The sequence below is a fragment of the Myxococcus sp. CA005 genome (assembly GCF_006518205.1).
GTDB lineage: Bacteria > Myxococcota > Myxococcia > Myxococcales > Myxococcaceae > Myxococcus > Myxococcus xanthus.
Window position 1 is genome coordinate 17,789 of record NZ_SRLV01000071.1, and the last position, 20,923, is coordinate 38,711.

Annotated in this window: 13 protein-coding genes; 6 read left to right on the top strand and 7 right to left on the bottom strand. The window is 70.6% G+C overall.

The window, feature by feature from the left end; all coding sequences use genetic code 11:
• Positions 1-81 precede the first annotated feature (81 nt).
• Complete coding sequence (locus tag FMQ63_RS26680) at positions 82-2,187, bottom strand: sigma-54-dependent Fis family transcriptional regulator (protein WP_020478664.1); 2,106 nt, start codon at positions 2,185-2,187, stop codon at positions 82-84.
• Between the two features lie 272 nt (positions 2,188-2,459).
• On the opposite strand from FMQ63_RS26680, the gene FMQ63_RS26685 reads away from it, so the two are divergent.
• From FMQ63_RS26685 to FMQ63_RS26700, 4 genes are all read left to right on the top strand, one after another.
• Positions 2,460-4,382 carry an OmpA family protein gene (locus FMQ63_RS26685; protein ID WP_011555018.1) on the top strand — a complete coding sequence of 641 codons (1,923 nt, stop codon included), beginning with the start codon at positions 2,460-2,462 and terminating at the stop codon, positions 4,380-4,382.
• Positions 4,383-4,402: 20 nt separating this feature from the next.
• Positions 4,403-7,759, top strand: a complete 3,357-nt coding sequence (locus FMQ63_RS26690) for a DUF4215 domain-containing protein (RefSeq protein WP_011555019.1) — start codon at positions 4,403-4,405, stop codon at positions 7,757-7,759.
• A gap of 21 nt (positions 7,760-7,780) precedes the next feature.
• A complete protein-coding gene (locus tag FMQ63_RS26695; RefSeq protein WP_011555020.1) occupies positions 7,781-8,500 on the top strand; it encodes an Ig-like domain-containing protein in 720 nt (239 codons plus the stop codon).
• Between the two features lie 122 nt (positions 8,501-8,622).
• The gene (locus tag FMQ63_RS26700; RefSeq protein WP_011555021.1) at positions 8,623-12,294 is read left to right on the top strand and encodes a serine/threonine-protein kinase; all 3,672 of its coding nucleotides are present in this window, start codon (positions 8,623-8,625) and stop codon (positions 12,292-12,294) included.
• Positions 12,295-12,300: 6 nt separating this feature from the next.
• Here the strand turns inward: FMQ63_RS26700 and FMQ63_RS26705 are convergent, their stop codons facing one another.
• The 3 genes from FMQ63_RS26705 to FMQ63_RS26715 all read right to left on the bottom strand — a co-directional run bounded on the left by FMQ63_RS26705 (position 12,301) and on the right by FMQ63_RS26715 (position 14,981).
• Positions 12,301-12,720 carry a hypothetical protein gene (locus tag FMQ63_RS26705; protein ID WP_011555022.1) on the bottom strand — a complete coding sequence of 140 codons (420 nt, stop codon included), beginning with the start codon at positions 12,718-12,720 and terminating at the stop codon, positions 12,301-12,303.
• A gap of 114 nt (positions 12,721-12,834) precedes the next feature.
• On the bottom strand, positions 12,835-13,182 hold the full coding sequence (locus tag FMQ63_RS26710; RefSeq protein ID WP_011555023.1) for a hypothetical protein: 348 nt from the start codon (positions 13,180-13,182) through the stop codon (positions 12,835-12,837).
• A 185-nt stretch (positions 13,183-13,367) separates the two neighbouring features.
• Positions 13,368-14,981 carry a sigma 54-interacting transcriptional regulator gene (locus FMQ63_RS26715; protein WP_020478701.1) on the bottom strand — a complete coding sequence of 538 codons (1,614 nt, stop codon included), beginning with the start codon at positions 14,979-14,981 and terminating at the stop codon, positions 13,368-13,370.
• Between the two features lie 577 nt (positions 14,982-15,558).
• Here FMQ63_RS26715 and FMQ63_RS26720 point away from each other — a divergent pair.
• The gene (locus FMQ63_RS26720; RefSeq protein ID WP_011555026.1) at positions 15,559-16,086 is read left to right on the top strand and encodes an SHOCT domain-containing protein; all 528 of its coding nucleotides are present in this window, start codon (positions 15,559-15,561) and stop codon (positions 16,084-16,086) included.
• A 21-nt stretch (positions 16,087-16,107) separates the two neighbouring features.
• Positions 16,108-16,641: a DUF3592 domain-containing protein gene (locus FMQ63_RS26725; protein ID WP_011555027.1), complete on the top strand. Its 534-nt coding sequence runs from the start codon at positions 16,108-16,110 to the stop codon at positions 16,639-16,641.
• Between the two features lie 12 nt (positions 16,642-16,653).
• On the opposite strand, the gene FMQ63_RS26730 is transcribed toward FMQ63_RS26725, so the two are convergent.
• Genes FMQ63_RS26730 through dapF form a run of 3 tightly spaced genes read right to left on the bottom strand, consistent with a single transcriptional unit; the run spans position 16,654 to position 20,913 of the window.
• Positions 16,654-18,153: a DUF4388 domain-containing protein gene (locus FMQ63_RS26730; RefSeq protein WP_011555028.1), complete on the bottom strand. Its 1,500-nt coding sequence runs from the start codon at positions 18,151-18,153 to the stop codon at positions 16,654-16,656.
• A 19-nt stretch (positions 18,154-18,172) separates the two neighbouring features.
• Entirely contained in the window at positions 18,173-20,023 is a 1,851-nt protein-coding gene (locus tag FMQ63_RS26735; protein ID WP_011555029.1) for a response regulator, read from the bottom strand.
• A gap of 38 nt (positions 20,024-20,061) precedes the next feature.
• The gene (dapF, locus tag FMQ63_RS26740; protein ID WP_011555030.1) at positions 20,062-20,913 is read right to left on the bottom strand and encodes a diaminopimelate epimerase; all 852 of its coding nucleotides are present in this window, start codon (positions 20,911-20,913) and stop codon (positions 20,062-20,064) included.
• Positions 20,914-20,923 lie beyond the last annotated feature (10 nt).

Below are 20,923 nucleotides of genomic sequence, written 5' to 3' on the forward strand. Positions count from 1 at the left end.
CTCTGCGACACCTGTCCGGACACGCATGGCGCGGAGCGCGACAGGTGCGTCGCGCGATGGACACCGTCCTCCAGTGAACGTTCAGGCGCGCGAGGGCAGCGTGATGCCGAAGCGCTCCGCCATCCGGTAGAGCGTGCTCCGTGCGATGCCCAGACGCCGGGCGGCCTGCGCCACGTTGCCGCCACTGAGCGCCAGGGCCTCCTGGATGGCGCGGGCCTCCAGCTCGCGCAACGGACCGCCGGCGGCACCCGCGCTCGGTTGACTCGGCGGACTGGAAACAGGCGGCACGGCGGGCCGTGGTTCTCCTTGGGCCCCGGGCGAGAGCGGGCTTCCCAGGCCTGACGGCAGGGCATCCACGTCCAACACGGGGGCGCCTCCCGCGCGCACCAGCGCCAACCGCAGCACTGTCTTCAGTTCGCGCACGTTGCCGGGCCAGGGGTGGGCTGCGAGCCGGGTGAGCGCAGCGGCGGAGATGCTCGACGTGGCCAGGCCTTCTTCTTCCGACAACCTCCGGAGGAGTGCATGGGCCAGTTCCGGCAGGTCGTTGCGCTCGCGCAGCGGTGGCAGCCGCAGCACCGCGCCCTGGAGGCGGAAATAGAGGTCGGAGCGGAACGTGCCGTTGCGCACGGCCGCGTCCAAATCCCTGCAGGTGGCGCCCACCAGGCGGAAGCGCGAGCGTCGCACGCGGGACTCTCCCACGCGCGAATAGGCACCGTCCTCCAGCACCCGAAGCAACAACACCTGGAGCGCGGGCGGCATCTCCGCCAGCTCGTCGAGGAAGAGCGTTCCGCCGTCCGCCGCCGCCAGCTTTCCCTCCGCGCCGCCGACGCGCGCGCCGGTGAAGGCACCAGGCGCATGGCCGAACAGTTCACTCTCCAGCAACGCGGGCGACAGCGCGCCGCAGTTCACCGCCACGAAGGGCCCCGTGGCGACCGTACTGGCCGAGTGCAGTGCGCGAGCGAGGAGCTCCTTGCCCGTGCCCGTCTCCGACAGCAGGAGCACCGGCAAGCTCGTGGGCGCGAACCGCTCCGCTTCTCGCAACGTGGCGCGGTGCTGCGGGTCGTTCCCCTTGAGCGCCGCCCACGGTCCAGGTGGCACCACCGTATCCGCCCCCCACAGGTCCCGGGACAGCGCGCGAGGCCCACGGCCCTCAGTGGAAGGCTCCGCCACCGTCGGACGTGAATCCGCGCTCCCAGGGGTCATGCCCAGGGACCGGACACCAGAAGATTCCAGCCGCACCAGCACCGCGAGCGCCGAGCTCGCATCCCCCGTCCCCACCGCCTCCGCATGGATGCGCCAGGCCGGCCCCTGTGAAGCAAGACGCGTCTCCAACGCCGCGCCTCGAAACGCGGCGTCCGTCAGCACCCGCCACGAAACACCGAGCGCCGCCTCCACCGCCATCGGCCCCTGTCCACCGAGCAACGCGCGCGCGGCGGCATTGAAGCGACTCACCCGCCCCATCGGCTCGACGACGAGCACCGGGCCATCCTCACGCGACAGGCGCGACTCCAATCCCCCCCGCGCCGCAGCGGCCACTCGGGCCCAGGCGACCTCGCGCAGCCGCGCCTCGGCGGCATGGGCCACACTGGCCACCGCCACCAGCACCAGCGGATCCGCCGCGCCAGCCGGCCCCGTGACGTCCAGCACGGCCACCAGCTCTCCAAAGGGGTCATGGACCGGCGCCGCGTAGCAGACGAGCCCATGGTGCCGCTGCGCGTAGTGCGCCGGCCCCACCACCGCGACGGCGGAGGACTCCGCCAAGGCAGTGCCAATGGCATTCGTCCCGCGAGAGGTCTCATCCCAGCAGGCCCCCTCCACCAGGCGCACATAATCCGCGTGGTGGGTGAAGTCCCCGCCCGAGCTGCGGGTCGCCAGGATGACGCCCTCGCGGTCCGCGAGCAGCGCCACCCGCCCCGAAGGCAGGGGCGCCGCCGACAACATCTCCAACATGCCGCCCAGCTCGTGCCACACCGGCTCCAGCCGGGCCCGGCGCTCGACCAGCGCCAAGCTGCCCACACGGGGCCCTTCGTCCGGCTGTCCGGTGCTCGGGGCGCCCAGCGACCGTGAGCGCTGCCAGCGGGGGAGGATGGAGCGCAACTCCGGGCGCAACCCGGCCTCCCCGTCGAGTGCCCCCACGAGGAACTGCTCCCACAGGAGCGGTGATGCGCTGAGCGTCAGCGTCCCCAAGGACCTCGAATCTTGGTTGAATCCCGATGGCGGCAACAACCTGGGAACGCCGCAATGTTCCTGTCCCAACCTGATGCGGCGCATCACGAGATATGGGTCGCCCCTCACCCACCTTCGACATCCGGCGCCGGGACCTCACCTGACACGTCATTGACGCGTCAGGCGGCGACGCGACACGGCGCTGACACGTCAACCGCCCCCTCCGGACCCAACCCACTTCACAGGTCCCTCTCACACACCTCTGAGGTCCCCCCCGCAACAAACGTGGCGCGTTGCGTGCAAAACACTCCGCGTCTCAAGTATGGCGGACGCCCGCGTGCGCTTTTCCGGCGCCACGCGAGGGGGAGGAACTCTTGTCTTCACATCCGTATCACCCATGGCTTGGAGGTCTGGCCGTCCTCTGGGCGGTCACGGCTCAGGCCCAGGCGCAGCGCATTCCCGGCATCGAGCTGGAGCGGCTGCAACTCAATCCCGGTGCACGCGACAGTCTGGTGTTGTCCACCGGCGACCTCATGTCCCGCGGCGAGTACCGCCTCGGCTTCACCGGGCACTATGAGAAGGAGCCCTTGGTGCTCGTCTCCGGTGGAGAGCAACAAGGTGTCATCGTCTCCAACCGCGTGACGGTGCACCTCAGTGGTGCCTATGCCATCACCGACTGGTTGGAGCTCGGCGCGCAGGTGCCCATCGTTTCCCAGTGGGGACCGGACACCGCGGCGCTGGGCGTCGCCACGCCGTCCACGAGCGCGCTTGGCACGCCGTGGGTCCAGGCGCGCGCGGGAATCCTCTCCGAGCAGCGCGGAGGGCTGATGGATTTGGGCCTGCACCTCGGCGCGGCCCTGCCCATTGGCAGCACGGAGACGCTCACCCGGGACCAGGGCTTCGTCTTCTCGCCTCGGCTCGGCCTGGGCAAGCAGTTGGGTGGCACGTGGCGCGTGGGCGCCGACCTGGGCGCGCTGGTGCGGACCAAGACGTATGCGCTGTCCCCCAACACGCAGCCGCACCTCGACGAGCAGGGCACGGAGCTGAACGGCGGCGTCAACCTGTCCGCCGGCCTGCTCGGCTTCCGCCAGGAGCTGGTGGTGCGCGGCACCCTGCCCGTCGCGGATGCGCCGGAGTCGATGGAAGTGCTGCTGGGCGTGCGCGTTCCCATGCCCGCGGGCACGGAAGTCTACGCCATGGGTGGCCCTGGCTTCGGCAGCACGCCGGGCACGCCATCGTTCCGGGTGCTCGCCGGCCTCACCTTCGGCACCCCCGCCTCCACGCCCAACGCATGTGTGGAGGGTCAGCCGCATGACCCCGCCCGCTGTCCGGACTTCGACCTGGACGGTGACGGCATCAAGAACGCCGCCGACCACTGCCCCACCGTCGAGGGCCTGTCGGAGCTGAATGGCTGCCCGGACGGGGACGACGACGGCGACGGCCTGCCCAACCTGGCGGACCGCTGCCCGAAGGAGGCGGAGAACTTCAACGGCTTCGAGGACCAGGACGGCTGCCCGGATGACCCGGACACGGACGGGGACGGCATCTCCGACGCCAAGGACCAGTGCCCGGACCAGGCCGAGGACAAGGACGGCTTCCAGGACGAGGACGGCTGCCCCGACCCGGACAACGACAACGACGGCGTGCTCGACACCGCCGACCGCTGCCCCAACGAGGCCGGCCCCAAGGAGAACCGCGGCTGCCCGGACAAGGACACCGACGGTGACGGCATCGTCGACCGGCTCGACAACTGCCCCACCGAGCCTGGCCCGGCGAAGAACCACGGCTGCAAGGAGAAGCAGCTCGCGCAGATTGGCGAGAATCGCATCCAACTGCTCGAGGCCGTCTACTTCGAGAACAACAAGGACATCATCATCGCGCGCAGCAACAAGCTGCTCGACACGGTGGCCAACATCCTCATCGCCCACCCGGAAGTGGAGAAGGTGCGTGTCGAGGGCCACACCGACAACCGCGGCAACCCTGACTACAACCTGGACCTGTCCCAGCGCCGCGCCGACGCCGTCGTTCGCTACCTGGTGAGCAAGGGCGTGGCCCGGGAGCGCCTGGATGCCAAGGGCTTCGGTCCCACCCAGCCCATCGCGGACAACAACACCACCCAGGGCCGCGCGAAGAACCGCCGCGTGGAGTTCAAGATCGTCGGCGACGCAGAGGGCGTGCAGACGCAGCAGGGCGAACCCTCTCCCGACACCCACTGAGAACCGAGGCAGACATCCCCATGAAAACGCGTGTCCTCTTCAAGACGGCGGCGCTCTGTCTCGCGCTGCTCTCATCCCTGACCGGCTGTGATTCGGGCGGTGCCCGGACAGCCGTGCCCCCCACCGAGCCCGTGCTCGTGAGCCGGACCGCCTCCCTCGTCGGAGACGGCCAGCTCGAGCCCGGCGAGCAATGTGACGACGGCAACACCACCAGCGGCGACGGCTGTTCCGCCACCGGCACCATCGAAGAAGGCTACCTGTGCCACGTGCCCGGGCGCCCCTGCTCGCTGGCGAGCCTGTGCGGCAACAACGTCGTCGACTCCGGCGAGGCCTGTGACAGCAACGTCCCCGGCTCCAACTGCACGGCGACCTGTGACCTGGCCCTGTGCGGCAACGGCGTGTTCAACAACCGCGCCCACCCGTCCTACGCGCAGGAAGTCTGCGACGACGGCAACCGCTACGAGGGCGACGGCTGCAACCGCCTGTGCGAGGTGGAGCCTGGTTTCGCCTGCACCGGCAGCCCCAGCCGCTGCGTGCGCGCGGGCGTGACGGTCTTCAACACCGGCGTGGACGAAAACAACCGCCGGCTGGAGGTCGGCCCGGATCCGCACTGGTTCTACAGCGGCACCACCACGGGCGCGGCCACCGGTCCGCGGGCCGCCAGCGACTGGCCCCAGGAAATCCAGACGGCCCGCTTCATGGAGGCGCCGCTGGGCGCCCCCGTCTGCGTGTACCAGGACTTCATGGTGCCCTCGACGACCAACGTCTCGCAGTTCCGTCTGCGGCTGGCCACCTTCAACGACAACGACTTCGCCAGCGCGCGGGTGAACGGGCAGAACTTCACGCCCACCGTCGTCAACCAGCCGGCGGGCATGCCCTGGCAGAAGAACATCTTCCGCGAGTTCGGCGCCAACGCGCCCTGGCGCACGGGCCTCAACCGCATCGAGCTGTGCAACGAGAACGCGGAAAGCGAGCCCAACGCCTTCCGCTACCTGTTCGTGGACGCGTACGACGACCGCTGCGGCGACGGCGCCGTGTCCCTGCGCGAGGAGTGCGACGACGGCAACGTCACCAACGGTGACGGCTGCTCCGCCACCTGCGGCATCGAGGCGGGCTACGGCTGCACCGGCCAGCCCAGCACCTGCGCCCAGACGTGTGGCAACGGCACGCTGAACCCGGGCGAGCAGTGCGACGACGGCAACGCCACGACGGGCGACGGCTGCAACGCGAGCTGCCGCGTGGAGTCCGGCTACGCCTGCCCCACCCCGGGCGAGGCTTGTGTGCCCACCTGCGGCAACGGCACGCTGAACCCCGGCGAGCAGTGTGATGACGGCAATGCCTACGACTCGGACGGTTGCTCCTCGGCGTGCCGCATCGAGCGCGGCTACGAGTGCCAGGGCGCTCCGTCCACCTGCGCCCCCCTGTGCGGCAACGGCCGGATGGATGCGGGTGAGCTGTGCGACGACGGCAACACCACCCTGGGTGATGGCTGCTCCAACGCCTGCACCCTGGAGCTGGGCTACGCCTGCCCCGCTCCGGGCCAGGCCTGTGTGTTCACCTGCGGCAACGGCAACGTCGACCCGGGCGAGCAGTGTGATGACGGCAACCTGAATCCGACGGACGGCTGCAGCACCGAGTGCCGCGTGGAGGATGGCTACGCCTGCAGCACGCCCGAAACCGGTCCTTCCGTCTGTGTCGAGAGCTGTGGCAACGGCGCCCTGGAAGAGAACGAGGCGTGCGATGACGGCAACACCACCGCGGGCGACGGCTGCTCGACGGGCTGCCGCGAGGAGCCGGGCTATACGTGCAGCGGTGAGCCCAGCACCTGCGCCACCTCCTGTGGCGACGGCACCCGCGCGGGCGCCGAGGCGTGTGATGACGGCAACACCACGGCGGGTGACGGCTGCGACGCCACCTGCACCCTGGAGCCGGGCTACGCCTGCCCCACTCCGGGCGAGGCCTGTGTGCCCACCTGCGGCAACGGCACGGTGGACAACGGCGAGCAGTGCGACGACGGCAACACCACGGCGGGCGACGGCTGCAGCGGCAGCTGCCGCGTGGAGAACGGCTATACGTGCAGCGGCGCGCCCAGCACCTGCGCCACCACCTGTGGTGACGGCACCCGCGCGGGCGCCGAGGTGTGTGACGACGGCAACCTCAACAACGGCGACGGCTGCTCCTCGCGCTGCCTCCTGGAGGACGGCCAGCCCTGCAATGCGTCCGGCGTCTGCGAGAGCGGCATCTGCAACCCCAACACCAACACCTGCATCAGCCCCAACGTCTGCGGCAACGGCATCCTCGACGAGGGTGAGCTCTGCGACGACGGCGACACCACGGCGGGCGACGGCTGCTCGGCCACCTGCGCCATCGAGGACGGGTTCGGCTGCACCGGCATCCCGTCGGTGTGCGCCGTGACGTGTGGTGACGGCATCAAGGCGGACAGCGAGGCCTGCGATGACGGCAACACCACCAACGGGGACGGCTGCTCGGCCACGTGCACCGTGGAGAGCGGCGCCGCGTGCCAGACGGCGGACGTGAGCGTGTTCATCACCCACCAGGGCAACGCGAACTGCACGCAGGTGTCGGACATCGACGCCCCCGTGCTGCCCGACGCGGCCATCCAGGCCGGGCTGGACGTGCCGGGCCGCTACCGCATCCGGTACGTGTCCGGCGCGGTGAGCTACTCGGGTGGCGTCAACTGGTACCCCGGCGTCATCGGCGTCAGCGCCAACGCGGGCACGCAGGTGCAGGGCTTCTCGCTGGGCTACACGCCCCGCAGCGGTCCGGGCTCGGCCACGCGCGCCGAGGCCATGCCCCTGGGCTTCCCCCTGTCCCGCGACTTCACGGCGGCCACGGGTGACGTGCGCATCGCGCTGGTCGACACCGACTGCAACCTGGCCAACAACTCCGACACGGCGGTGACCTACCGCGTGGACGCGCTGTCCATCTGCCAGACGGCCCCTGTCGTCACGTCTCCGACGCCGGGCGGCACCGCCGGCGAGGAACTCGAGGGCACCGCCACGCCGGGCGCCACCGTGGACGTGTACCTGGACGGCAACCCCGCGCCGGTGTGCACGGTCGTCGCCGACGCGGAGGGGAACTGGAGCTGCACGCTGCCGACGGACCTGGAGGAAGGGCCGCACACCGCCGTCATCACCTCCACCTTCCCGGGCGCGCCGCAGACCTCCACGACGGTGGACTTCATCGTCGACTACTCGCCGCCGGCGCCTCCGGTCATCACCGGCCCCACGCCGGGCGCCGTGCTGGACACGCAGACGCCCGTGCTGAGCGGCACGGCGACCCCGGGTGACGAGGTGACGGTGTACGAGGGCGGAACCGCCCTCTGCACCACCACGGCCGATGCGGCGGGCAACTAGAGCTGCACGCCCACCACGCCCATGGCCGAAGGCCCGCACACGGTGACGGCCACCGCCACGCCTCCGGGCGGCAACCCCGGCCCCACCTCCACGCCCGTCACCTTCACCATCACCCTGACCGCGACGGAGCCGCCGGTCATCACCGGGCCCGCCGACGGCGCGGTGCTCAACACGTCGACGCCGCCCCTGAGCGGCACGTCGGCTCCGGGCACGGTGGTGACGGTGTACGAGGGCGACACGGTGCTCTGCACCACCACCACCAACGACGTGGGCGCGTGGACCTGCACGCCGGCCCAGCCGCTGGAGGATGGCCCGCACACGGTGACGGCCACCGCCACCGACAGCGAGGGCCGCACCAGCGAGCCCTCCGCGCCCAGCGAGTTCATCATCGACACCCAGGAGCCCGACACGCGCATCTCGCGCACGCCGCCCTCGCGCGGCGGCAACCGGACGGCGACCTTCGAGTACGGCGCCTCCGAGGAGGACGTCACCTACGAGTGCAGCTTGAACGGGGGCCCCTTCGAGCCCTGCCGGGACAGCTATGACGTGGGCGAGGGTCAGCACACCCTGCGCGTGCGGGCCACGGACCGCGCGGGCAACGTGGACAGCACCCCCGCGGCGTACTCGTGGACGGTGGAGCTCACCCGGGCCTTCGCCGGTGGCGGCTGCAGCACGGCGCCCGCCGCGTCCTGGCTGGCGCTCCTGGGCCTGCTCGGCCTCCGCCGGAGGAAGCGCGGCTAAGGGCTGACCGCTACACCTTTCCGCCGGGAGGTCCACACCTCCCTCTGAGGCCAACTCCGCCGGCCTCGTGGGCCTCCCGGCGGATTTTCCCCCCGCCACGCGCCAGCCCGTATGCTGGGGCCGTGCACGTGGCGGGGCGATTGAATGAGACGTACGAGGAGGAGCTCCTCCTCGCGATGGACGAAGGACTGCTCTCCGGCGAGGAGGTGGCGCTCCTGCGTGAGGACGCGCTCCGCCTGCGGCGTGGCCCCCTGGAGCTGCTGCGGGAGCGAGGCCGGCTGTCCGAGGACTCCCTGGTGGCGCTTCGTGGCGAGCTCGCCTCCGAGAGCACGGACCCGAGCGTTGGCCGGCCGCTCGAGGCCGCCACCCTGACGCCCGTCACCCCGGGCGTGTCCCCGCCCCCCGCCGTGGAGCCGGACGGCCCCACCTTCCCGGTGCCGGACTGGGACCGCTACCAGCCCGTGCGCTTCCTGGGCCAGGGTGGAATGGGCCGGGTGTTCCTGGCGTATGACCCCATGCTCCGCCGCAACGTGGCGCTGAAGTTCGTGCGCGGGGACGACCCGGAGCTGGCCCGGCGCTTCCTCTCCGAGGCCCGCGCGCAGGCCCGCGTCCGACACGAGCGGGTGTGCGAGGTGTACGAGGTCGGCGAGGTGCGCGGCCGGGGCTACATCGCCATGCGCTTCGTGGACGGCCAGTCGCTGGGACAGTTGGCGCGCTCGCTCACGCTGGAGCAGAAGGTGCTGGTGCTGCGCCAGGCCGCCGAGGGCGTGCACGCCGCCCATGGCGCGGGCCTCATCCACCGCGACATCAAACCCGGCAACATCCTGGTGGAGCGCACCGAGGACGGCGGGCTGGCCCCCTTCGTCATGGACTTCGGTCTGGCGCGTGACTGGCGCGAGGAAGGCGCCGCGCCCAACGCCGTGCAGGGCACCCCGCATTACATGGCCCCGGAGCAGGCGCGCGGTGAGGTGTCACGTCTGGACCGGCGCGCGGACATCTACGCGCTGGGCGCCACGCTCTATTCGCTCCTCACCGGCCGGCCGCCCTTCACCGGCGCCACCGAGGCGGAGGTCATCACCCGGCTCCAGCACGAAGAGCCGGCGCCGCCGCGCGCGCTCGATGCCGACATTCCATCGGACCTGGAAGCCATCGTCCTCAAGTGCCTGGAGAAGCAACGGCCCGCCCGCTACGACTCGGCGCGGGCGCTGGCGGAGGACCTGGAGCGGTTCCTCGAAGGAGAGCCCGTCCTCGCGCGACAGGGACTGGGCTACCGCCTGCGCCGCAAGGCCCGCAAGCACCGGGTGGCGCTGACGCTGGGCTCCGCGGCCCTGACGATGGTGTTGCTGGCGCTCATCCAGGCGGGCATCGCCCGCGGCGAGGTGGCCGAGCGCGAACGCCTCACGCGCCGCTTCACCGAACGGGTGGAGCGCATCGAGGCCTCCGCGCGCTACTCCGCCCTGTCCCGCCTGCACGACACCCGTGAAGACCGGCGCGAGCTGCGCGCCAGCATGGACGCGCTGGAGGCCGAGGTGCGCGAGGCGGGCCCTCACGCACTGGGCCCCGGCCAGTACGCCCTGGGCCGCGCGTTGCTCGTGTTGGATGAGCGGGACTCCGCGCGCAAGCGCCTGGAGGCCGCGTGGGCCCAGGGCTACCGCGAGCCCCGGGTGGCCTGGGCGTTGGCGCAGGTGCTGGGAGACCTCTACCAGGAGCGGCTGCTGCTGGACGTGGAGCGCCGCAGCCCGGAGCAGCGCGAGGTCCGCCGCAAGGAGCTGGAGCAGAACTACCGGGACCCGGCCCTGGCCTACCTGCGCCAGGCCGAAGGCCCCGACGTCCCTGTCCCACCGCTGTATGTGAAGGCGCTGTTCGCCTTCTACGAGGGCCGCCACGAAGAGGCCCTGACCCACCTGGAAGCCATGGGCCGCGCGCAGCCCTGGTTCTACGAAGCGCCTCTGCTGCAAGGCGACGTGCTGCTGGCGCGGGCCACGCAGCGCTGGCACCAGGGCGACAAGGCCGGCTCGCAGGAGGACCTGGACGCGGGCCGCCGCGCCTATGCCTCCGCCGTCGCCACCGCGGAGAGCCAACCCATGGGCCACTACGTCCTGGCGCGCCTGGAGCTGGCCGCGCTGGTGATGGAACTGTACGGCGAAGGCAACGTGCTGCCTCACTATGAGCGCGGCGTGGAAGCGGCGACCCGCGCGCTCACCACCGCGCCGGATCACCACCGCTCGCTGGTCGTCCTCTCCCGCCTGCACCGCCGTCTCGCCGAGCAGCGCACCAGCCAGGGACGCGAGGACGCCGAGCCGCTGCTGGAGAAGTCCATCCACGCCGCGCGCGAGGCCCTGGCCCTGGCGCCGCCCAGCGACCGTGTCGCGCTGGAGCTCGCCATCACCCACCGGCTGTGGGCCCGCTACCGCCAGGAGCGTGGGCAGGACCCGAGCGAGCAGCTCCGCCTGTCCATCGAGGCCTTCGAGCGCCTGCGCCCCGAGGAGCGCGACTATGCCTTCCACGCCAACCTGGGTCTGACCTATCAGGTGTGGGCGGACGCGGAAGCCGAGCGCGGCGTGGACCCGCTGGAGCACCAGGGCAAGGCGATTGACGCGTACCTGGAGGCCATCCGCGTGCGGGAGAACCAGGCCGACGCGTGGATCAACCTGGGCAACGCCCTGCGCCGCCGCGCTTCGAATCCACGCGCCACCGACGCCGCGGGAGATTTGACGCGGGCTCGTGACGCACTGGCGAAGGCACTGGCGCTCAATCCCGGCAACGTCGTGGCCAGCTTCCGCGGCGCGGAAATTTCCGAGCAGTTGGCGCGCTGGCGCTGGAGCCACGGCGAGCCCTTCGAGGCGGACCTGGAGCAGGCGCTGGCCCTGTTCCGGCAGGGGCTGGGAATCAACGCAAAGCTCCCCCCGCTCCACAACGGGCTGGGCGCGGCGCTGCTGTGGCAGGCCGAGCAACGCTGGGAGGAAGGCGGCGACCCCGAGCCCCTGCTCCAGCAGGCGCAGGCGGCCTTCGAGGAAGCCCGGACGCTGGCGCCCAGACAGGTGTACGCCCACAACAACCTGGGCGAGGTGTGGACCCTGAGCGCCACCTTCCAGTCCGCGCGCAGGGAGAATCCAGGGCCGAGTGGCCGCGCCGCCGTGGAAGCCTACCGTCAGGCACTCTCACTCCAGCCCCAGGACGCCGACCTCTGGGCCAACCTCGGCCGCGTGCAGACACTGCTGGCGACGTGGAGCTTGGAGACCGGCGGCGACCCACGGGCGGAGCTGGCGAAGGCCGAGGAGTCCCTCGCGCGGGCCACCACGCTGAATCCCCGCCAGGGCCACACGTGGCGCAATATGGGCGAGGCCCGCGCGCTCAAGGCCCGCTGGCTGGCGCACCGGGGCGCCGCTCAGGAATCGGACTTCGAGCTCGCGTCGCAGGCCTTCCAGCAAGCCCTGTCGCTGGAGCCCCGCCGGCATGACTACCGGCTGGCCACCGCGCGATTCCAGCTCGCCTGGGCCGCGTGGCGTCAGCAGCGGAACGAGGACGCCGCGCCGCTGCTGAACCAGGGGCTCGCGCTCGTGGCGGAAGTCCTGGCGGACCGGCCCAGGTGGGCGCGGGCCCAGGCGCTTCGTGGCGGCGGGCTGCTCGCCCTGGCGGAGACGCGCGCCTCCTCGGAGCAACGGCAGGCCTGGCGCATCGAGGGCCAGGAGGTGTTGCGGCAAGCACTGGCCCGCAACCCTCACCTGGAATCCGAATGGAGAGGCCGGCTCGGCGCGGCTCGCGAGCCGCTGGCCGGCCCTCCTACGCCCTGACGTGGCTCAGTACTCCTTGGGCGGGTCCGTCGTCACGTCCAGGTTGCCGTTCTTCGTCTCCAACTCGAGCCCGTGGCTGCGCGCCTCGGGGGAGCCGCCAGTCACCACCGTGAACGGGTACGAGCCGACCGCGGCCCCGTCGGAAACGGGGTCCTCGCGCTGGGCTGCGGCCAGAGAGGTGTTGTTCAAGTTGAACGACGCCGTCGAATCCAGGCACGCGGGGGGATTCACCGTCACGTCCGATGCGGCGCCAATCATTTCAATGGAGAAGCGGACCGTGTCTCCGTGCCGGACCTTGTTGTTGGGGATGTAGCTCAGGTTCCCGGACTTGTTGATGAGAACAGTGATGATGGCCATGGGCCGTGGCTCCTGTGCCCCACTGGGGCGTGTGATGAACTGCTGCCGGTTGTGACCTGCATGCACCATACCAGATGGGTCTGGTTCACGGCGTCCTCAATGACTCACAACCGCAGCACGCCCTCAGCGGAATCTGGACGCGTCACCCCACCCATAAGGTCTGGCCTGACACGTCAGGGCGGCTCAGAGCTCCGGCGGATCCGTCGTCACGTCCAGGTTGCCGTTCTTCGTCTCCGCCTCGCCTCCGAGGTGCGGCTTCTCCGGCACGGGAGGGACCTCCACGGTGAACCCATACGTCATGAACGCGGCCGATTCGGAGACCGGGTCCTCGTAGATGGGGGGCGCCGCGGAGGTCCGGTCCAAGGTGACGGGATTCGTTGCGACCAGGCACGCGGGCGGATTCACCTTCGCCCACAAAGGGCCGTTGATTTGGTCGAGCACGAAGCGGACGGGTTGCCCACGCCGGACCTTGTTGTTGGGCTCGTAGACCAGATTCCCCGACTTCATGATGGTGACGGTGACAACGGTCATGGGCGCGGCTCCCGTGCCCCCAATGGGGCAATGAGAAGGATTGCTGCGGGCTGTGAGTTGCAGACACCGTACCAGTCAGGAATGGCGCGAGGCCCCCCTCGACAATCGACACCCGCGCCGCCCCTGAAAGGCAAATGGACGCGTCAACCGAACCCACCAGGTCCGGGTTGACGCGTCAGCCAACACTACCCACCACTGAGGCCCAGCTCCCGGACCCGCCGCTGGAGCGCGCGCTTGGAGACCTCCAGCCGCTGCACCATCCGGTCGAGGTCGCCCTCGCACTCGTGGAAGCAGCGCGTGATTTCCTCGGGGCTCAAATCGCGCGCGGTGCGCAGGAGCGAGCTCTTGTCGATGAGGACGTAGACGGACGGCCGGGGAATGCCCAGCCAGTCCGCGGTGGCCTTGAGGTCCCAGGAGCTGGCGCGAAGGGCCTCCAGCAACTCCTGCTCGCCCACGTCCGCGGGCTTTCGCCGCGGTGCCTTCGCGCCATCGCCCGCCTCCTCACCCGTGCGCACGGTCAACGGACGCCCGGGGACTGGCTGCGCGTCCGCGTCCAGCACCTGCTCCAGCCGTGCATCGGCGCGCAGCCCCGGCGTGCCCCGGCTGCCGATGACGAGCTGACGGGTGACGTTGCGCAACTGGCGGATGTTGCCGGACCACGCGTGGCGCACCAACTGGACGGCCAGGGCCGCGGGCAGCCAGGGCTCGGCGCGCGGGTCCGAAGTCGTCAGTTGACCGCCCTCCCCCATGGCCTCCAGCTCCTGGCGAGAGAAGTGGAGGAAGAGCAGGCCCACGTCCTCGCGGCGCTCACGCAGCGGAGGCACCAGGATTTCAAAGCCGGCCAGCCGGTGCAGCAGCGGGGCCTTGAAGGTGCGCTCCTGGATGCGGGCCTCCAGATGCGCGTCCGTGGCGGAGACCAGCCGGACGTCGACAGGCACCGGCGTATGGCCGCCCACCGGATAGATTTCGCCTGTCTCCAGCACGCGAAGCAGCGCGGCCTGCACCTCGGGCGGCGCCTCGCCAACCTCATCGAGGAAGAGCGTCCCGCCCTCGGCCGCGCGGAAGAAGCCTTCCCGGTCGCGGCTGGCGCCCGTATAGGCCCCGCGCTGCGCGCCAAAGAGCTCCGCGGCAACCAGCTCCTTGGCGAGCGCTCCCAGGTTGACGCTGACGAAGGGACCGGCGCGGCGGGGACCACTGGTGTGGATGGCGCGCGCCACCAGCTCCTTGCCCGTGCCCGTCTCGCCGCGGATGAGCACCGGCACGGCGAGGTCGGCCACCCGGATGATGTCCTCGCGCACGCGGTGGATGCCCTCACCGTGGCCAACGATGCCCAGGTCCAACACGCCCGGCTGGCGGAAGGACGAGGCCAGGTGGAGCAACAGCACCACGCGGTCGGCCAGCACCAGCGGCACTCCATCGGACAGCTCCTCGCGAGAGAACTCCCGGCCGCCCACGACGGGCTCGTTCGCCACGCGCACCTGGGTGCCGTCCTCCGGCACCAACATCCGGAGGCCGCCTCGTGGGCCGGGCTCGAACTCCACCGGCTTGCGGCTGAGGAATGGGTCTCCCAGCGGGAGGGCCATGAGCCCCCCGGGCCGGGAGAAGTCCGGCGCGTTGCGAGACAGGGCCGCTGTGCGCCCCTGGGACGCGAGCACCTCCAGCAATAGCCGCTCGCCAATGCGCTGCGGCTGGGGATGGGACACAATCGTCAAGGCAGGCACGGAGAGCGCCACCGGGCTCTGCCCGGCCTGTGCGCGGCCCGCGGTGGTCGACATGTCTGCGGCGAGTTTCTGCTGCATGGGTATTCGTGTGAGTCCTGGGATACCCGCTGAGCCTACACTTCCAGAAGCCCGAGCGCTGGCTTCATCCACCGAGGAAACGACGTGAGAATCCCGTGAGTTGGGCGAAGTGGTCGGTGCCGGGGCCGCGACCTATCCGCATCCGCTGCCTCCAACCTCCGGACCTCCTGGGATACGTCCACATCCTCCGAGACTTCGCGTCCCCGCCTGAGGGGCGCACACGCACTGTCCGCATCTACACACCCGGTACGTATGACGCCTCACCTGACAGGTCCTTTCCTGTCCTCTCCATACAGTCCGAGTCCGCGCTCTTCGATACTTGGTGCGCCAACCACCGTGGGACGAGCCCCGAAGCAACGTGGCGGCCCGGGCCGAGCACTCCGTGCGCTTCGTCATTGAAACACTGAAGCCATACATCGAACGCACGTAGCGCGCCCGCAAGGGGCCCTGGACTGGGCTACGCGGACCACGCGCGGGACTTGCAACGGCGGCTGCCGGAGGCCATGCGCTGGCTGCTGGGATGACGGCCGACGGCCCCGGCCAGCGCGTCGCGGGAGAATGGTAGGGTTTCCGCCAGATGGACGCCCTGCTCCCCGTCACTCCGACCGAGGTTTTCGTCACCCTCCTCTTCGGCGCCATCTTTCTCTATGCCACCTGGGTCATCGGGAGCTTCACCCGTGACGCGATGGTGGAGCGAGATGTGCTCAAGCATGGCGAGGACGCCGAGGCCACGGTGCTCGAGCTGAGGGACACGGGCTTGCGCGTCAACCGCCGTCCCGTCTTCGAACTGCTCCTGGAGGTCCGTCAGAGGGGACGCGCGTCGTATCAGGCGCGAGTGAGGAAGCGGCTGGGTCCACACCAGAGCGTCGGGTCGCTGGGCGTGGGGATGCGCCTGAACGTCAAGGTCGACCGGGCCGAACCGAGCAAGGTCGCCATCGTCGGCGCGGCCATGACGGCGCCTGTCGGGGCCTTCGTGCTCCAGGGCATGCCTTCCGCGGGGGACCCGGTGAAGGCGATGCAGGACCTTCAGTCGCTGATGGACAAGGGGCTCATCACCCCGGAAGAGTTCGAGGTGAAGAAGGCGCAGATTCTCGCGCGTATCTGAGAACGCGCATCGAGGTGATGGGTGCTGACCGCGGTCCTGGCGATGTTGCCCTTCCTGCTCTTCTCGCTCGTCGGCCTCGGCGCTGCGGGGTACTTCTTCTATTCGCACGCGCAGACGCAGCGCCTCCGCGAGCACGGGACCGCTGGCGAGGCCACCATCCTCCGGATGGACCGCACGTCGATGCAGATCAACAGGAGTTACGTCTACGACTTCCTGCTGGAGTTCAAGGTGCCGGGCCTCCCCACGTACAGGCGGCAGCACCGCAGCCGGGCGCATGATTGGAAGGCCTTCATCCTGGAGCCCGGCGTGCGCCTCAAGGTGAAGATCGACCCGAACGACCCTCAGCGGTTCGTCGTCCTGGGGCCCGTCGATCAGCAGCGTCCCCAGAGCATCCAGGCCCTCGTCGCGGCGGCCACTGGCTTCACCGAGGTCAGGACCCTGGCGGCTCCGGACCCGGTGAAGGCCTTGAAGGACCTCCAGTCGATGCTCGACAACGAGCTCATCACGCAGGACGAATACGCGCAGAAGAAGGCGGAGATTCTCGCGCGGCTGTGAAGCGGCCTCGCCCTACACGATGGACGCGGCGGCCCGCTGCACCTGGGGCACGCCGGGCAGCGTGGGCGCGGGATTGAGCGCCTGGACCAACAGTGAGCGCAGCGCGTCCGCCAGGTCATCCGTCGCGCCCAGGGCTCCCGCGGGAGCCCCCTGCAACGCCGCGGGGACCTCCGCGCCCACCACCACCACCGGCATCCGGACCTCCCAGGCCAGGTAGTGCGCGAGCCGCACGGAGGGCTCGGCCACATCCATCAGCAGCGCGCCCATGGCGCCCGCCGTGAAGGGACGCCACAGCGGCCGCGCCGCCTCCGCGGGAGGCAGCACGCAGAAGTCCAGGCGCAGCACCTCGCTGAGCACCAGGCGCCCCAGCGTGCCGAAACCACTCTTCACCGCGGTGGGCTCGGCCGACAGCGCTTCCATGCCGGGCATGCGGGAGAGGACCCGCCGGGCCGCGCTCGCGCCACTGCCGCACACGAAGATTTTCGCGGTGGCCACCTTCGCGGGCGCTCGCGTGCGGAGAATCCGGCCGCGCAGCGCGTGCACCTCCGCCGCGCCCAGCAGCTCGCCGGACGCAGCCTCCACGCCGTCCCCGTCCGCGGCTCTCGCCACGCCCCGCTGCATGAGCGTGGTGAGGACGTTGAGCACCTCCAGGTCGGTGGCCGGCGCCAGGTCCAGCACCTCGCCCAGGGCGCGTGGCTGGCGAAGCAGGTCCACCACCTGCTGCGTCACCGGATGCTGGTCTCCTTGCAGGTCCGCGTCCGGCGCCAGCATCAGCCGCGTGTGGCGCGGCGGCAGGCCGGGCATCAGCCGGTTCACCTCGTCCGACTGACGCATGCCCTCCAGCAGCGCGTCATCCATGCCGCGGTTGATGCGCGGCCGTGCCGTGTTGCCTCCGGGCGAGAAGGTGAACGTCCCGTCCACCCACGCCAGCAGGCGGAACAGGGCCTTCTCCCCTTCCACGCGCCCCAGCTTCGCATTCACCGGGCGGCCTTCGACGACGGAAATCTCGCCCCGGTCGTTGCCGCGCTCCAGCGTCAGCCGGCCGCTGCGCCGGTTCATGCCCAACAACTGCATCAGGTCCGGGATGCTGAGCTGGCTGAGCGAGCCTTCGATTTCCTGCTGCTCGCTCTTGAGGTCCTTGGCCGCCTCGCTGCGCCGGAAGATGTGCTCGATGCGGCTGAGCACCTCGTCCAGGTTGAAGGGCTTGCGCAGATAGCCGTCCCGCAGGCCGCGCAGCCGGTCCGACTCGAAGCTCGCGGTGGTGAGCACCACCGGGATGTCCTCGGTGCGCGGGTTGGTGCGCAGAATCTGGATGAAGGTGCGCGCGTCCAGCAGCCGGCAGGCCTCGTCGAACAGCGTGAGGTCCGGGTGGCGCAGCACGGCCACCTCCAGGGCCCGCGAGCCATCCGGCGCGTAGTGCACCTGATAGCCCTTGGTGCGCAGCGCCCGCGACAGCGAGCGCACCGACTCGAGGTCAGGGTCGGCGATGAGGATTTTCCGGACCGGGGCCACGGTGGCGCTCCGCTTCGTGTCAGTAGGGCTGCAGGTCGTATTCGGCCTGCAGCTTGGAGATGAGCCCGTCCACCACCGCGGTGTCCGAGGTGTGGAACCCCCACGTCGCTCCGTGGCCCCGCCGCTGGATGAGCGCGTAGGCCGCGTTCTCGGAGAGCCAGAGGATGAACTCGTGCCGCGCGATGCGGTCGTCGCCTTCCAGGAACACAGGCGTCAGCGCGGGGTGTGACTCCAGGTCGACGCGGCGGCCCAGCAGGTAGATGCGCGACGCCAAATCTGGAGGCGCGGACTCCAGCCCGGCGGCGATGTTCAGGTCCGTGCGAATCTCCGGCCCGCCCACGTACAGCAGGCCGCGCGAGCCTGGGTCCCGCATCATCTCCCGGGCAATCTCCGCCTGGAGTTCGTCGAAGAGGACGTCGGACACCTTGCCCCGGCGGCTCGGCTCGGAGCGCTCGTCCACCGGCAGCCGGGGGCTGTTCGGCGTGCCCAGGAGCAGGTCCACCTCGTCCCAGAAGGGCAGCCCGTCCAGCATCAGCCGGCGCTGCAACGACGCGCGCCGCTCGTCCATGCGGCGGCGGCAGCGGTGCACCAGCTCGTCGAAGTCCTCGCCGTCCTTGGGGAAGGTGCTGGCCCCGCCCACCATCGCCAGCGGGAGGCGCTGGTCCACCTCCATGGCCTCGGGCTCCTCGCGCACGGCGGCCACGGCGCGGCGCACGAACATCAACGCCCCGAAGAAGTCCGTCTCAGGCAGCAGGAGGTAGAACTCCTGGTCGCTCGCCTTCGCGATGACATCCGAGTCGCGGATGATCTTGCTGAGCGCCTTGATGATGCCGCGCACCGCCTTCTTCGCGTCCGCCGCGCCCTGGCGCACGCGCACCAGCGGCAGGTTGTCGATGGAGAAGGTCAGCAGGGAGAACGTCCGCCCGTAGCGCCGGGCCTTGTAGATTTCCTTGGACGCGTAGTCGGTGAAGTAGCTGAGGTTGTACGCCGCCGTCTCGCGGTCTCTCAGGCCCAGGCGCTGGAGCGCGAGCATCTTCCGGCCGTTCTTCAGGCCCACCGCCGCGAAGTCACCCAGCAGGCGGGCATCGCGCGAATGCTCGGGCCGGAAGTCTCCTGACAGCGGGTCGGAGAGTTGCGCCAACCCGACGACTTCCCCCGACGCCACCAGGGGCACGTACATCACCGACGAGCGCTCGTCGCGGGCCAGCCACGGCTGGGCCTCTCTCAGGCGTCCGGACAGCGGCCCTTCCGGGCTCATCTTCTCCGCGAGAAACTGCCGGTCCAGCAGCCCGCGGTAGGCCCGCAGCACCAGGTCTCCCCGGTCGTCCACCACCCACAGCGCGGCGCTCTGCGCGTCGCAGATGGCCGCCAGCTCCGAGGTGAGCCGCTCCTGGAGCCACTCCAGGTCGGGATGGGACAGGAGCTCCAGGCAGCGCTGGTGCAGGTTGTGGAAGCGGGCGAACTCCAGGTTCTCGTCACGAAGCTGCGTCCGCTCGCGGCGCAGGGACGCGCGCTCCAGCGCCCGGTCCACGGCGAGCAGCATGTCGTTGGCGTTCACCGGCTTGGAGAGGCAGTCCGCCGCGCCCGAGCGCAGCGCCACCTCCGAGCCCCGGATGTCGGTGCGCTGGCTGACGAGGATGACCTCCTGGTCGGGGTCCCGCTCGCGCAGGCGCGCGGTGAGAGCGAAGCCGTCCACGCCTGGCATCACCACATCGGTGATGACCAGGTCGAACGACGTGCGTGCCGCCTCTTCGAGCGCGAGCGTTGCGTTCTCCACGGCCACCACGCGATGCCCGTTATGCGTGAGCAAGTCGCTGGCGAGCTGACGGAAGAACATGTCGTCGTCGACGACGAGGATGGGTCCGGCCACGGCGCGTTCTGACCTGGGAGCGAGAGGAACGCGGGAGGTTACCGGCCCGAGGGAGTCGCGACAACGCCCTCGAAGACGAAGGCCACCGGTCCACGGAGGCGGATGTCGGACAGGTCGGCGGGGACGCGGATGCTCAGGTCTCCCCCTGGCAGGGTGACGCGCAGCCAGGCATCGGCCGGGAGCCGTTTGGCCAGCACGGCGGCCACGGCGGACGCGCAGGCGCCCGTCCCACAGGCCTGGGTGAGGCCGCAGCCTCGCTCCCAGACCACCACGGTGAGGCCGTCCGAGTCCACACGGACGAACTCCACGTTGGTGCGGTCCGGAAAGGACGGGTGGTGCTCCAGCAGGGGCCCCAGGCGCGAGGCATCCTCCAGCGGCTGGTCCAGGAGGACCATGTGGGGATTGCCCATGCTCACCGCGTAGGCGCGCAGGGGCGGATGGCCCGGCACCAAGGCATCCAGAAAGGGCTGCCCCGTGGCGCCCGAAGGCAGGTTGGGGGCCACCAGCCGGGCGGGCCCCATGGAGATGTCCACGGCCACCACGCCGCCCTCGCCATACGAGGGGTAGCAGGTGAGCACGCCCGCCCCGGTCTCCACGTTGATGTGGCCTGGCGTCTGGCCCGAATCATCCACCAGGAACTTCACCGCGCAGCGCAGTCCGTTGCCACACATCTCCGCGATGCTGCCGTCGGCGTTGTGCACGACCATGCGGGCAATGCCACGCTCGGAGGGCAGCAGCGCCAGCACCCCGTCCCCGCCAATGCCCAGGCGCCGGTCGCACATCCACCGCGACGTGGCGGCGTCGATGTCCTCGCCGGAGCCGCGCCGGTCCAGCACGACGAAGTCATTGCCCAGGCCCTGATACTTGAAGATGCGCTCGCGAGCTTCCACGAGCGCAATC

Bases quoted from the DNA above. Each gene is read 5' to 3' on its own strand.
- FMQ63_RS26690 (WP_011555019.1), top strand. From the start codon at position 4,403: ATGAAAACGCGTGTCCTCTTCAAGACGGCGGCGCTCTGTCTCGCGCTG.
- FMQ63_RS26705 (WP_011555022.1), bottom strand. From the start codon at position 12,720: ATGGTGCATGCAGGTCACAACCGGCAGCAGTTCATCACACGCCCCAGT.
- FMQ63_RS26720 (WP_011555026.1), top strand. From the start codon at position 15,559: ATGGACGCCCTGCTCCCCGTCACTCCGACCGAGGTTTTCGTCACCCTC.
- FMQ63_RS26710 (WP_011555023.1), bottom strand. From the start codon at position 13,182: ATGACCGTTGTCACCGTCACCATCATGAAGTCGGGGAATCTGGTCTAC.
- FMQ63_RS26715 (WP_020478701.1), bottom strand. From the start codon at position 14,981: ATGCAGCAGAAACTCGCCGCAGACATGTCGACCACCGCGGGCCGCGCA.
- FMQ63_RS26695 (WP_011555020.1), top strand. From the start codon at position 7,781: ATGGCCGAAGGCCCGCACACGGTGACGGCCACCGCCACGCCTCCGGGC.